Consider the following 13884-nt stretch of genomic DNA (forward strand, 5'->3'; position numbering starts at 1 on the left):
GTTGTCAGGACCAGAACGACGGGATCGTCTCCGCCAGACGCGGGCCGAGCCTGAGCGGCGCGATCTTTTCGGCAAGCCCCGTTGCATCGGAAATCTCGACGCCAACGCCGCAGATCGTCGCCGGGCCGCTTGCCGCTTCGAAACGGCCCTTCGGCATCTTCGAAATGAACCGGTTGAGCGGCTCTTCCTTTTCCATACCGAGCGAGGAATCGTAGTCGCCGCACATGCCGGCGTCGGACATGTAGGCGGTACCGCCATTCAGGATCTGATGGTCGGCGGTCGGCACATGGGTATGGGTGCCGACGACAAAGCTCGCACGGCCATCGACGAAATGGCCAAAGCACTGCTTCTCACTGGTCGCCTCGGCATGGAAGTCGAAGACGATGACATCCGCCTGCTCCTTCAGCGGGCAGGCGGCGAGGATCGCCTCGGCCGACTTGAAGGGGTCATCCAGCTCCGGGTGCATGAAGACGCGCCCCATGATATTGGCGACCAGCACGCGCGCGCCGTTGCGGGCATAATAGAGGCCTGAGCCCTTGCCCGGCGTGCCTGCGGGGTAATTGGCCGGTCGAAGGAACTGGTCGTGCCGGGTGCAGAAGGATACGGCCTCCTTCTGGTCCCAAACGTGGTTGCCGGTTGTGACGACATCGGCGCCGGCATTGATCGTTTCCAGATAGATGTCTTCGGTAATGCCGAAGCCGCCGGCAGCGTTTTCACCGTTGACGATGACAAAATCGAGCTTCAGGTCGGAGATCAGGCCCGGAAGGCGCTCCCAAACAGCAGTCCGTCCGGTCTTGCCCACCATGTCTCCGAGGAACAGAAGTCGCATTTTCGTCCAATCACTCCATGAATGTTCTAAGGCCGCTCTCGGTCAACACGGCTTCCAGCCGGACGTCATGGGCCTCATTAGGCACTTCTGCCACCTCCTGACAGTCGAATGCAATGCCGATCAGCCGCGGATGCCGGCCTTTTTCCCGCAGGCGCGCGATTGCACGGTCATAATGACCGGCACCATAGCCGATCCGATTGCCCTGTCCGTCGAAGGCCGACAAAGGAACAAGCAGAAGGTCTGGATCGACGACCGCTGCATCCGGCCCCGGTCCCCGAGTGCCGAACCCAGTGTCCACGAGTTCCGCACCGGTTACGAGTTCGCGAAAGACGATTGTCTCCCGATCGATCACCACCGGCAGGCACAGTCTGGCGCCACGCGCCTTCAGACGCGCCATCAAGGGCCTGATGTCGGCCTCCGAGCGGATGGGAAGGAAGCCGGACACGATGGCCCCGGGATCGATCGCAATCGCATCCCCCGCATGGTCGGCCATGCCGAGCCCGTGCTCCAACCTCAGCGCCGGATCCAGCTGGTCCCGTGCTGCCAGTCGCTCCTTGCGGATCAAGGCCTTGAGCTCACGTTTTTCCATGTCACATCCACTTTTCTTACTCCACCCCGCCAGAATTGGGGGAGCGGACCCGTCTTTTTCCGCTTTTGACGTCCGTCAATCGGCACCTTCAAATACCCTAAAAAACTAAGGCTTAACTCAAACCGACTAGACTAACGTTCTATTTATCGAAAATGGGACGCAACCGCATGAAGTTATTCTCGCGCTTCGGCATCACGAAAACAATTACCGCGACGACCGTGCTGATCCTGGTCGCGTCGCTTAGCGCGGTCTCCTGGGTGATCTCCGGCAACATTGAACGGCGCATCCAGGAACAGGCGATCGCTGGCCAGGACGCCAGTCTGCGCACGGCAGCCACCATCATCGAGCGTGACCTCCCGGGCACCAAGGTCACCTGGGCCCAGAACGGCAACGTCGATCGCATCGTGATGGACTCGATCCCCGCTGAATTCACCGATCATACGATGATCGAAACGATTGGTCGGATGACCGGCCAGACCGCCACGATCTTCGCCTGGGATGCCGAGAACAAGGACTTCTGGCGGCGCACGACCAACATCATCAAGCCGGATGGCAAGCGCGCGGTGGGCACCGCACTTGGCCAAACGGGCGCCGTCTACCCCTATTCGGTCAAGGGTGAAGTGTATCGCGGCGAAGCGATCATCCTCGAGAAGCCCTACTACACGATCTATCAACCGATTTTCTCCCCGACCGGTGACGTGCTCGGCATTCTCTATGCCGGCGTTCACAAGGAGGAAATCAACGGCATCGCCACGGAGATGACCTATGCGATCGGGACGACCGCCCTGGTCGTGCTGCTGGTCGCCACGGGCCTTATCGCCCTCTTCGTCCGGCAGATTGTCGGCCCCCTGCCGCGCCTGACAGCTGTTGCCGAACGCCTGGCCTCGGGCCATCTCGATACCGCAGTTCCGGATCAGGACCTGAAGAACGAGATCGGCGCCCTGGCCCGGGCCATCAACATCTTCCGCGAAAGTGCGATCCAGAAAATCGAAATCGAACGCCGCGCCACCGAGGCAGCTGCCGAGGGCGAGCGCGAGCGGACCGAACGCGAACGGGCGAAAGCCGAAGACAGCCGCACCGTCCAGGAAGCCGTCGACATTCTCGCCGATGGCCTGCACAAGCTGAGCGACGGTGACCTTACAGTTCGCATAGAACGCCCCTTTGGCGGCAATCTCGACAAACTGCGCATCGATTTCAACGCCTCGATCGAGAAGCTGAACACCACGTTGTCGGAATTGCGCGCAGAGACCTTCGGAATCGAGGCGAGCTCGGGCGAGATGCGGTCCGCCACCGACGATCTGTCGAAGCGCACGGAACAACAGGCTGCCTCGCTTGAGGAAACTTCCGCCGCTCTGGAAGAAATCACCTCGACGGTGCGCAGTTCCTCCGCCAAGGCGGACCAGGCGGCGCAGATCGCCCTCAAGGCCCGTCAGAGCACGGAAAGCTCAAGCAAGGTCGTCGCAGACGCGATCGAGGCGATGAGCCGGATCGAGCAGGCCTCAAGCGAAATCTCCAAGATCATCAACGTGATCGACGAGATCGCCTTCCAGACCAACCTGCTGGCACTGAATGCCGGCGTCGAGGCGGCCCGCGCCGGCGAAGCCGGCAAAGGCTTCGCCGTCGTCGCCCAGGAAGTCCGCGAGCTGGCACAACGATCCGCCAACGCTGCCAAGGACATCAAGGCGCTCATCAACAAGTCGGGTGAAGCGGTTGCCGGCGGCGTCTCGCTGGTCCAGCAGACGGGCACGGCCCTCGGCGAGATCTCCAATCAAGTCGCGGTCATCAACGATCATATCTCGTCGATTGCCACGGCGACCCGCGAGCAGTCGACCGGCCTCAACGAGATCAATGGCTCGGTCAACCACATGGACCAGTTCACCCAGAAGAACGCCGCCATGGTCGAGGAAGCCACCGCCGTCACCCATCGCCTCGCCGACAGCGCCCGCAACCTCGCAGCACTGATCGCGCAGTTCAGCGTCAACGACGACGGCCGCATGGGGCAGACGGCGGCTCCGGCCCGCCAGACAGCCAGCTACCAGCCCAGGGCAGCAGCCCCGCAGCCGGCGGAAGCACGCGCCCGCCCGGTCGCCTCGCCCGCCCGCAAGATGGTCGGCACGCTCGCCAAGGCCTTCGGCGGCAATTCCGCTGCGGCAGCGGCGCCGTCGAAGGACAACTGGGAAGAATTCTGATCCCGGAATCAGATCTGCAAGACAAAGCCGTCGCGAGTGATCGCGGCGGCTTTTTTTTTCGTCTGGCCGATGTCCGGAGAATGAAGTGCGATCCACGGCAACCGATGGAGATTTACGATCCTGGGTGCCTACAAACGTAGGTGGGCGCCATATGTCCGAGCCCACGGGCCCGGCCAGGGACAGCTCCCTTTGGATCGAGTATGGCCCCAGGGATTGTGGTTCCTGTCGTGAGGCGCAGATCGCAACTCAGATATAGGCGCTTCGCGGACACTTAGCCAGTGGGCTTGGCAAATAGTCCTCAGGCCTGCGTTTGCGGAGCCTGGCGCTGGGTGAGCTTGCGAGTGATCCCGTTAAGACGCTCCGCGAGCTCGGTGATCGCATGCACCATGGCTTCCTCCCGGTGATGCACGCCTGAAAGGACCGTATCGCGCCCGTCGCGGAAACCGGCAAGTTCCGCCTCGGCGGCCGCAAGACGACGGTTGATCTCCGCCATCTCGTCCATGACCATGATCCCGGCCATGACGGTGATCCTGAGATCACCAATTTCCCCGAACTGTCCCTTGAGGTGACCGACATAGCGATCGAACTGGCTCGCGAGCTCGGTGAGATGGGACTCCTGCCCCTCCTCGCAGGCCATGCGATAGGCTTTCCCGTCGATCGTCACTGTGACCTGGGCCATCGGTCTTCCAACTCTCTCCAACGCACGGCGCTCTCACGCCGGAAGAAACAAGCTCGGTTGCCCGAACCCTCAGCGATCGAGCACCGCTCGGATCGTCTCCATCGCCGTGACCAGGCGTCGCGACACTTCGCGATTGACCTCTTCCAGCCGATTGGCCCGAAACTCCGACTGGTCGAGTTCCTGGGCAAGTCGGGCACGATCGGCATGAACGCGACGAACTTCGCCGTCGATCTCGTTGTTCTCCCGCTCCGCCTCGAACCGCATGTCGACGGCATTCTCCAGTCCGGCCACCGCCTGACGAAGCGCCACGAGCGCGGCATCGACCGATTTTTCCGTCGGCATTCTACGTTCCTGCCTCAGTGATGTCTGTTCGCTACACGAATCGTCGTGGCCGCCCGGGTGTTTTGAGGGGGGACAGTAAGCCCCGCGCTTGCCGCGCGTCAATAAAGCGCAAGCCCTTCCTACAAGCCAATTCTGTGGAAGACGGACCAGTTTTGCTGCTCCGGAAGTCATTCGCAAAAGTCGCACAGGAAACAGGCAGACCGGCGCTTTCTTGGCTTCGGAAACGCCCGAAGTCCGCCCATTTGTTGACTTGTGCGGTGCACCTGCTAAGGATCACCCCCGTTCAGACGGCCCGTCCCTTCGGGCCGTGTCTCGAAGCCCCGGAACAAGCGGAAAAGCCATGATTTCTCCCGAAAAACATCAGCGGATGGCGAATGCGATCCGTTTCCTCGCCATGGATGCAGTGGAAAAGGCCAATTCCGGCCACCCCGGCATGCCGATGGGCTGCGCCGATGTCGCGACCGTTCTTTTCACCCGCTACCTGAGCTTCGACCCGAAGAACCCGCTCTGGCCCGACCGCGACCGTTTCGTGTTGTCGGCAGGTCACGGCTCGATGCTGATCTACTCGCTGCTGTATTTGACCGGCTACGAGGACATGACCATCGAGGACATCAAGTCCTTCCGTCAGCTCGGCGCCAAGACCGCCGGCCACCCGGAATATGGCCACGCCTCCGGCATCGAGACGACCACCGGTCCGCTCGGCCAGGGCATTGCCACCGCCGTCGGCATGGCACTCGCCGAAAAGAAGCTGGCAGACGAGTTCGGTTCGGACCTGCAGAACCATTATACCTATGTGCTTGCCGGTGACGGTTGCCTCATGGAAGGCATCAGCCAGGAAGCGATCACGCTGGCCGGCCACCTGAAGCTCAACAAGCTGATCGTCTTCTGGGACGACAATGGCATCTCGATCGACGGCGCGATCTCGCTCGCAGATTCGACCGACCAGCATGCCCGCTTCCGCTCGGCCGGCTGGAATACGATTGCCATCGACGGCCACGATCCGGAAGCGATCGCAGCAGCCATCGAGACTGCCAAGAAGTCCGACAAGCCTACCATGATCGCCGCGAAGACCGTCATCGGCTTCGGCGCCCCGAACAAGGCCGGCACCCACAAGGTTCACGGCTCGCCGCTCGGCGCCGACGAAATCGCCGCCACCCGCAAGGCGCTCGGCTGGAACGAGGAAGCCTTCTCGATCCCCGCTGACGTGCTGGACGCCTGGCGCCTCGCCGGCCTGCGCTCGACCAAGACCCGCAAGGACTGGGAAGCCCGCCTCGCTGGTACCGACGCCGAGAAGCGCGCCGAATTCAACCGCCGCTTCGCTGGCGAACTGCCCGGCACGCTCTCCGGCGCTGTTGACGCTTACAAGAAGAAGCTCGCTGAAACCAAGCCGACGGTCGCAACCCGCAAGGCTTCGGAAGACGCGCTCGAAGTCATCAACGGCGTCGTCACCGAAACGCTCGGCGGCTCGGCCGACCTGACCGGCTCGAACAACACCAAGACCAGCCAGACCAAGTCGATCACCCCGACCGACTTCTCCGGCCGTTACATCCACTACGGGATCCGCGAACACGGCATGGCTGCTGCCATGAACGGCATCGCCCTGCATGGTGGCCTGATCCCCTATTCCGGCGGCTTCCTGATCTTCTCTGACTATTGCCGTCCGTCGATCCGTCTGGCCGCCCTCATGGGCATCCGCGTCATCCACGTCCTGACCCACGATTCCATCGGTCTTGGCGAAGACGGCCCGACCCACCAACCTGTCGAGCACATGGCAGCGCTCCGCGCCATTCCGAACCTGATGATGTTCCGCCCGGCCGACGCCACTGAAACCGTGGAATGCTGGCAGGTGGCGCTCGAAACCAAGGATCGTCCGTCGGGGATCGCGCTCACGCGTCAGAACCTGATCCCGGCCCGCACCGAATACGAAGAGCGCAACCTCTGCGCTCAGGGTGCTTACGAGCTGATCTCGGCCAGCGACGCCAAGGTTTCGATCTTCGCCTCCGGTTCGGAAGTCGAGATCGCGATGAAGGCCCAGCAGCAGCTGGAAGCCAAGGGCATCTCCGCCCGCGTCGTCTCCGTTCCCTGCTTCGAACTCTTCTTCGAACAGGATGCCGACTACCAGGAAGCGATCATCGGCGATGCGCCGGTCAAGATCGCCGTCGAAGCCGGCATTCGCCAGGGCTGGGACGCGATCATCGGCTCCACCGGCACCTTCATCGGCATGAAGTCCTTCGGCGCCTCCGGGCCTGCCAAGGAACTCTACAAGCACTTCGGCATCACGGCGGACGCCGTCGTGGCAGCCGCCGAAGCCAAGCTTGCCTGACACAATCCCGCCAGGGCGTCCCCCGGGGCGCCCTGACATTGCCCAAGAGCTCAATATTAAATCGGGAGTGAACCAATGACTGTGAAAGTTGCCATCAACGGCTTCGGCCGTATCGGACGTAACGTTCTCCGCGCCATCGTCGAATCCGGCCGCACCGACATCGAAGTCGTCGCCATCAACGATCTTGGCCCGGTCGAGACGAACGCGCATCTGCTGCGCTACGACTCGATCCACGGCAAGTTCCCGGCCACGGTCAAGGTCGAAGGCGACTCGATCATCGTTGGCGGCGGCAAGCCGATCAAGGTCACCGCGATCAAGGATCCGGCCACGCTTCCCCACAAGGAACTCGGCGTCGACATCGCCATGGAATGCACGGGCATCTTCACCTCGCGTGACAAGGCTGCCCTTCACCTCCAGGCTGGCGCCAAGCGCGTCATCGTCTCGGCTCCGGCTGACGGCGCCGACCTGACGGTCGTTTTCGGCGTCAACCACGACCAGCTGACCAAGGACCACCTGGTCATCTCCAACGCATCCTGCACGACGAACTGCCTGGTTCCGGTCGTCAAGACGCTGGATGACGCCGTCGGCATCGACCACGGCTTCATGACCACGATCCACTCCTACACGGGTGACCAGCCGACGCTCGACACCATGCACAAGGACCTGTACCGCGCCCGCGCCGCAGCCCTGTCCATGATCCCGACCTCGACCGGTGCAGCCAAGGCCGTGGGCCTCGTCCTGCCGCATCTCAAGGGCCGTCTGGACGGCACCTCGATCCGCGTGCCGACCCCGAACGTCTCGGTCGTCGACTTCAAGTTCGTCGCCAAGAAGAACACCACCGCGCAGGAAATCAACGACGCCATCATCGCCGCCTCCAACGGCGCGCTGAAGGGCATCCTCGGCTACACCGACGAGCCGCTGGTTTCCCGTGACTTCAACCATGACAGCCACTCGTCGATCTTCGCGCTCGACCAGACCAAGGTTCTCGAAGGCAACTTCGTGCGCATCCTGACCTGGTACGACAACGAGTGGGGCTTCTCCAACCGCATGTCGGACACGGCTGTGGCCATGGCCAAGCTCATCTGATCTATCGGAAATGATCACGCCTGAGGGCGGGCCAGCGATGGTCCGCCTTTTTGCCTTTTGGGGCATCGACGATAGGGAAGGCAGAAAACTGTTCCGATCGTGTTCCTGGGTGCAAGTTACACCCTGATCAGGGAACTGCTTTCCGAACCCAGATAAAAACATGTCGGCCGGATTGAAGAATTTCGATCCGCCCCACTATCTTCAAGATCTTGTTCCACCCTCTTCAAGCCGTTCGGCAAGCACCACATCTTCCGGTTTGAGAAGGAACCCGTCCCAGGATGGGGAACGACCACCTTTCGGTTTGACAGCCGGATGGCGGCAACGGACAGTGGTGGCGTTGCCATTCGGCCGGCATCGGGAAAGGGGAAGAGGATTGAGTGAATTTTATGCGGTCACGCTCGTTGCAACGGCCCTTGTCTTTCTGGCCGCATTTTCGAGCCTGATTGCCTTTCGCTTCGGCGCACCTCTCCTCCTTCTGTTCCTGACAATCGGCCTCGGTGCCGGCGTCGACGGTCTCGGGATCGATTTTTCCAACTTTCCCCTCGCCTATGTGGTCGGCTCGCTGGCTCTCGCAGTTGTCCTGTTTGATTCGGGTTATGGCACGTCGCTGCAGTCATTCCGGCTCTCGGCCGCACCCGCCCTCACGCTCGCGACGCTCGGGGTGTTGCTCACGACACTGCTTGTGGGCGTAGCCGCGCATTTCCTGTTCGGCTTCAGTTATCTCGAGGGCATGCTGCTCGGCGCGATCCTTGGCTCCACCGACGCAGCGGCCGTCTTCTTCCTGCTGCGCATAGGCGGCATCAACATCCGCGACAGGGTGCGTTCGTCGCTCGAAGTGGAATCCGGCACCAACGACCCGATGGCGATCTTTCTCGCCATCGCGCTGGTTGAACTCATCTCCAACGGCAGCGGCGCAGGGGGTCTCTCGCTAGAACTCCTCCGGCTGTTCGTCGAGCAGATGGGCATCGGCCTGGTTCTCGGCCTCGCCGGCGGTGCCTCGATCGCCTTCATTTTGCGCAGGCTGCATATCGAACAGGGGCTCGCCCCAATCTTCATGCTGGCACTTGCCCTGATGATCTTCGCCTTCACCGGCATGATCGGTGGCAGTGGCTTTCTGGCGGTCTATGTGGCCGGCATTTATGCCGGTTCGCGCAAGCTGCCCTCCACGGTCGCAATCAAGCGCTTCCAGGACGGCATGACCTGGCTCGCCCAGATCATCATGTTCCTCGTGCTCGGGCTACTCGCGACACCCTCGCAATTCCCGGAGATCCTGCTGCCAGCCGTTCTGCTTGCGCTTTTCCTGGTTTTTGTCGCAAGGCCGATCGCCGTCTGGCTCTGCCTGCTGCCCTTCGACTTCACCCAGCGCGAAACGGGCTTCATCGCCTGGGTCGGCCTGCGTGGCGCGGTTTCCATCCTGCTCGGCATCGTTCCAGTCATCGGCTCAATGGAAAACGGCCAGGTCTTCTTCAACACCGCCTTCATCGTCGTCATGATCTCGCTCGTCCTGCAGGGCTGGACGATCAAGCCGCTCGCCCGGCGTCTGGGCCTCATCATCCCACCGCGCATCGGTGCGATCGACAAGGTCGAACTCGACCTGCCCGGCTCTGCCAATCACGAACTCCTCGCCTACCGTGTTGTGGCCGGCTGTCCGGTTCTGCGCGGCGAGCGTATCCCGCGCTGGGCCATGCCCTCGTTGGTCATCCGCGACGGCAAGTCGATGCGCTACCAGTATGCCGGACGCCTGCGCGAGAACGACCAGGTCTATCTCTTCATTGCACCCAGCTATTCCAGGCTGCTCGACCGCCTCTTTGCCACCGAAGCGCTGGTCGAGGAGGATGACACCGAATTCTTCGGCACGTTCGCCATCTCGCCCGCCACCCATGTCCACGATCTTGACGAGGCCTATGGACCATTGTCCATCTCCGACATCGAGCGCGGCAAGACCGTTGCCGAACTGATCACCCAGCGCGTCGGCGGCCGTGCCGACTATGCCGACCGGGTCCGCCTCGGCACGATTGTTCTCATCGTCCGGGACATCGACGAAAATGGCCATATCGCCTCCGTCGGAGTCTCGATGGAGCCGGTGGAGCCCGCAACTACCTGGCCGATCTTCCTCAGCATTCGCGAACTTGCCCGCGCCGCCAGCGATTACCTCCGCCACAAGCGCGCTGCGGCCGGCGGCAAACGAACCGGCGAAAAATGACGGCGCTTGCCTTGCGCCGTCACGCAAGCGGTGTAAGGTCCGGCCCGTCAGCCCAGTTCAACAGCATTCAAGACGGGTAGTTTCATGCCGGCTTTCAAGACACTCGACGATCTCACCGACATCGCAGGCAAGCGCGTGCTTGTCCGCGTCGACCTCAACGTTCCCGTCACCGACGGCAAGGTTTCCGACACGACGCGCATCGAGCGTGTGGCGCCGACGATCCTCGAACTGTCGGAAAAGGGCGCCAAGGTCATCCTGCTTGCCCATTTCGGCCGCCCGAAGGGTGAACCCGTGGCCGACCAGTCGCTATCGCTGATCGCGCCCGCCGTCGAGGAAGTGCTCGACCAGCGCGTCGCCTTCGCCTCGGACTGCATCGGAGCTCCCGCCGCAGACGCCATCGCCAAAATGGAGAACGGCGACATCCTGCTGCTGGAAAACACCCGCTTCCACAAGGGTGAAGAGAAGAACACCCCGGAATTCGTGGCAGACCTCGCCAAGAACGGCGACCTCTACGTCAACGACGCCTTCTCCGCCGCGCACCGCGCGCACGCCTCGACCGAAGGCCTCGCCCATCACCTGCCGGCCTATGCCGGCCGCACCATGCAGGCCGAACTTGAGGCGCTCGAAAAGGGTCTGGGACAGCCGACCCGTCCGGTCGTCGCCATCGTCGGCGGCGCCAAGGTCTCGACCAAGATCGACCTCTTGTCCAACCTCGTGACCAAGGTCGACGCGCTCGTCATCGGCGGCGGCATGGCCAATACCTTCATCGCCGCCCAGGGCATCAATGTCGGCAAGTCGCTTTGCGAGCACGACCTCGCAGACACAGCCCGCTCGATCATGGAAACGGCAAAGACCGCCGGCTGCGCCATCGTGCTCCCCATCGATGGCGTCGTTGCTCGCGAGTTCAAGGCGAACGCTGCAAACGAAATCGTCGACATCAACGCCATCCCCGCCGATGCGATGATGCTCGACGTCGGCCCGAAGTCGGTCGAGCTGATCAACGGCTGGATCGAAAAGGCAGCGACCCTGGTCTGGAACGGCCCGCTCGGCGCCTTCGAAATCGCCCCCTTCGACAAGGCGACCGTCTCGGCCGCTCTCCATGCAGCCGAACAGACCAAGGCTGGCAAACTCGTCTCCGTCGCCGGTGGTGGCGATACGGTCTCGGCGCTGAACCATGCCGGTGTTGCCGGCGACTTCTCCTATGTCTCGACGGCGGGCGGTGCCTTCCTCGAATGGATGGAAGGCAAGGAACTGCCAGGCGTCGCTGTCCTCACCAAGGGCTGATCTCGGCGGCAAGCCGACTGGACAATACCGAACCGCGCGCCTCCCGGGCGCGCGGTTTTTTCGTGCGCATCGTCATTTGGCCGTCAGCCCAGACATGTTAATATATACCTGAGGGGAACCTTGGTCCGGTCGAAGGGTTGTGATTTCCGGAGGCTGGCGGTGTGACGGTCGCAGATCGGCTGCCGATTGAACCGCATTTAAAAATCTTTGAATTTTCAAACGATTGAAATCATTTCAATCGTTTCAATAGGTTAGCAGGCCATTTTCCGTTCGGGCAAGTTCTGTTATCGCCGAAGTCATCGCGGTCTTGAAGACCGAAGGCGGTCACGGACTGATCGGGGCGGCTGGGCCGAACGGTCAAGAGAGCAAAGAAGTGGTCGGCGCCTGGCGCGCCATGTTCAGGGATAGGAGTGAGATATGGTGGACGCGAAGATGTTGAACACGATGACCTCGGCACCGGGGTTCATTGCAGCGCTGGATCAGAGCGGCGGTTCGACACCCGGCGCCCTGCGTCTCTATGGCATCGCAGAAACCGACTACCAGGGCGACGATGAGATGTATCGCCTGATCCATGCCATGCGCGTGCGCATCATGAAGGCGCCAGCCTTTACCGGCGACAAGGTGATCGGCGCGATCCTCTTCGAACGCACCATGGATGGTGACGTCGACGGCCTGCCCGTTCCGTCCTTCCTCTGGGAGAAGCGCGGCGTCGTTCCTTTCCTGAAGATCGACAAGGGCCTGCTCGAAGAAGAGAACGGCGTTCAGATGATGAAGCCGATGCCCGACCTCGACGCCCTGCTGATCCGCGGACGCGAGAAGGGCATCTTCGGCACCAAGATGCGCTCGGTCATCGCCCATGCCGACAAGGCCGGCATTGCAGCCGTGGTCAAACAGCAGTTCGAAGTGGCCCGCCAGATCATTGGCCAGGGGCTGGTTCCGATCATCGAGCCGGAAGTCTCGATCAAGAGCCCGACCAAGGTCGAGGCTGAAGCCATCCTGCGCGACGAGATCGCGGCTGAACTCGACAAGCTGCCATCAGGCGACAAGGTGATGCTGAAGCTCACCATCCCGACGGTCGCCGATTTCTACGCCCCGCTGATGTCCCACAATGCAGTCGTCCGCGTTGTGGCTCTCTCCGGCGGCTACAGCACGATGGATGCCTGCGACAAGCTGAGCCGCAACCACGGCATGATCGCGAGCTTCTCGCGGGCGCTCGCCGAACAGCTGCGGGTGAGCATGAGCGACGCGGAGTTCAATGCCAGCATCGCGAAGACCATCGACCAGATCTACGCCGCAAGCGTCGTGAAGGTCGGAGCCATGGCGGCCGAGTAAGCGGCAGCCCCAATTGAACCGAAACTTGTCATCAGGACACGAAAGCCCGGCATCTGCCGGGCTTCTTGCTTTAAGGGAGAAGGCAACGATTCCGGGAGCCCTTATGCCGACCGTTGCACACACCATCCCTTTCATCACCGTCGATGTCTTCACCGATACCCGCTTTGCCGGCAATCCTCTGGCCGTCATCACCGATGCGCGGGATCTGAGCGAGGCGGACATGCAGCGGATCGCCGCAGAGTTCGGCTATTCCGAGACAACTTTCGTCCTGCCACCGCAGAACCCCGAGAACACGGCCGAAGTCCGCATCTTTACGCCGGTCACCGAAGTGCCCTTCGCAGGCCACCCGAATGTCGGCACCTCGCATGTGCTGGCGGCATCAGGCAGTATCTTCGGCAGGCCCGTCGGCGACACCATTCGTTTTGAGGAAAAGGCGGGGCTCGTCGAGATCTCTGTCCAGCGCGATGCAAGGGGCGCTGTGACCAGCACGACCATCCGCGCACCGGGACCTCTCACGATCGGCGCCAAGATACCGGCCAACATCATCGCGCCCTGCCTGAGCCTGAACGAGAAGGACATCGAAACACGCCGCCATGAACCGGTCTTTGCCTCCGTCGGCCTGAAATTCATCCTTGTTGAGGTGAAGGACCTGGATGCCCTTGGACGGGCCAGCTCCCGGATCGAGCCGCTGACAGTGCTCCGCGACGCCCATGCTGGCGAAGGTTCCGACTGCGCCACGTTTCTCTACACATGGGTTGGTCCTGACCATGTTCGGGCCCGCATGTTCGCCCCCTTCGACAATGTGGCGGAAGATCCGGCCACCGGCAGTGCCTCCGGCGCTCTAGGCGCATTTCTGACGACGCTCGGAAACGCCCCGGCCGAAAGGCAGATCCTGATCGAACAGGGCGTGGAAATGGGCCGCCGCAGCCTTATCCACCTGGATGTTCGATCACAGGGTGGAGGCTTCGATCACGTCACCATCACCGGCGCCTCGGTGGAAGTCATGCGCGGGACGATCCTGATCTGAG

General features: G+C 62.1%; 11 protein-coding genes and 1 other RNA gene. 7 read left to right on the top strand and 5 right to left on the bottom strand.

Going from position 1 to position 13884, the window contains the following annotated elements; all coding sequences use genetic code 11:
• Positions 1-4 precede the first annotated feature (4 nt).
• Together J2045_RS00175 and J2045_RS00180 are read right to left on the bottom strand one after the other, a co-directional pair.
• Positions 5-829: a TIGR00282 family metallophosphoesterase gene (locus J2045_RS00175; RefSeq protein WP_307367733.1), complete on the bottom strand. Its 825-nt coding sequence runs from the start codon at positions 827-829 to the stop codon at positions 5-7.
• Positions 830-839: 10 nt separating this feature from the next.
• Positions 840-1418, bottom strand: coding sequence for a 5-formyltetrahydrofolate cyclo-ligase (locus tag J2045_RS00180; protein WP_307367736.1), 579 nt, complete (start codon positions 1416-1418; stop codon positions 840-842).
• Between the two features lie 167 nt (positions 1419-1585).
• Between J2045_RS00180 and J2045_RS00185 the strand changes: the two genes are divergently transcribed.
• Positions 1586-3607: a methyl-accepting chemotaxis protein gene (locus J2045_RS00185; RefSeq protein ID WP_307367739.1), complete on the top strand. Its 2022-nt coding sequence runs from the start codon at positions 1586-1588 to the stop codon at positions 3605-3607.
• An 85-nt stretch (positions 3608-3692) separates the two neighbouring features.
• Here J2045_RS00185 and ssrS read toward each other — a convergent pair.
• The 3 genes from ssrS to J2045_RS00200 form a co-directional block, all read right to left on the bottom strand.
• Positions 3693-3851: non-coding RNA, 6S RNA (ssrS, locus tag J2045_RS00190), on the bottom strand.
• Between the two features lie 54 nt (positions 3852-3905).
• Positions 3906-4286 (bottom strand): cell division protein ZapA, encoded by a 381-nt coding sequence (locus J2045_RS00195; protein WP_166600928.1) that lies wholly within the window; start codon positions 4284-4286, stop codon positions 3906-3908.
• 69 nt (positions 4287-4355) lie between these two features.
• Positions 4356-4628, bottom strand: coding sequence for a DUF4164 domain-containing protein (locus J2045_RS00200; protein ID WP_166600929.1), 273 nt, complete (start codon positions 4626-4628; stop codon positions 4356-4358).
• Between the two features lie 340 nt (positions 4629-4968).
• Here J2045_RS00200 and tkt point away from each other — a divergent pair, with 340 nt between their 5' ends.
• The 6 genes from tkt to J2045_RS00230 all read left to right on the top strand — a co-directional run bounded on the left by tkt (position 4969) and on the right by J2045_RS00230 (position 13883).
• Positions 4969-6951: a transketolase gene (tkt, locus tag J2045_RS00205; RefSeq protein WP_307367744.1), complete on the top strand. Its 1983-nt coding sequence runs from the start codon at positions 4969-4971 to the stop codon at positions 6949-6951.
• Between the two features lie 75 nt (positions 6952-7026).
• Positions 7027-8037: a type I glyceraldehyde-3-phosphate dehydrogenase gene (gene gap / locus J2045_RS00210; protein ID WP_307367747.1), complete on the top strand. Its 1011-nt coding sequence runs from the start codon at positions 7027-7029 to the stop codon at positions 8035-8037.
• Positions 8038-8410: 373 nt separating this feature from the next.
• Complete coding sequence (locus tag J2045_RS00215) at positions 8411-10240, top strand: potassium/proton antiporter (protein ID WP_307367750.1); 1830 nt, start codon at positions 8411-8413, stop codon at positions 10238-10240.
• A gap of 84 nt (positions 10241-10324) precedes the next feature.
• Complete coding sequence (locus J2045_RS00220) at positions 10325-11524, top strand: phosphoglycerate kinase (protein WP_307367753.1); 1200 nt, start codon at positions 10325-10327, stop codon at positions 11522-11524.
• A 417-nt stretch (positions 11525-11941) separates the two neighbouring features.
• Positions 11942-12856 carry a fructose bisphosphate aldolase gene (locus tag J2045_RS00225; protein ID WP_307367756.1) on the top strand — a complete coding sequence of 305 codons (915 nt, stop codon included), beginning with the start codon at positions 11942-11944 and terminating at the stop codon, positions 12854-12856.
• Between the two features lie 103 nt (positions 12857-12959).
• The gene (locus tag J2045_RS00230) at positions 12960-13883 is read left to right on the top strand and encodes a PhzF family phenazine biosynthesis protein (protein WP_307367759.1); all 924 of its coding nucleotides are present in this window, start codon (positions 12960-12962) and stop codon (positions 13881-13883) included.
• Position 13884 lies beyond the last annotated feature (1 nt).

The organism is Peteryoungia aggregata LMG 23059 (genome assembly GCF_030814435.1).
Lineage (GTDB): Bacteria > Pseudomonadota > Alphaproteobacteria > Rhizobiales > Rhizobiaceae > Allorhizobium > Allorhizobium aggregatum.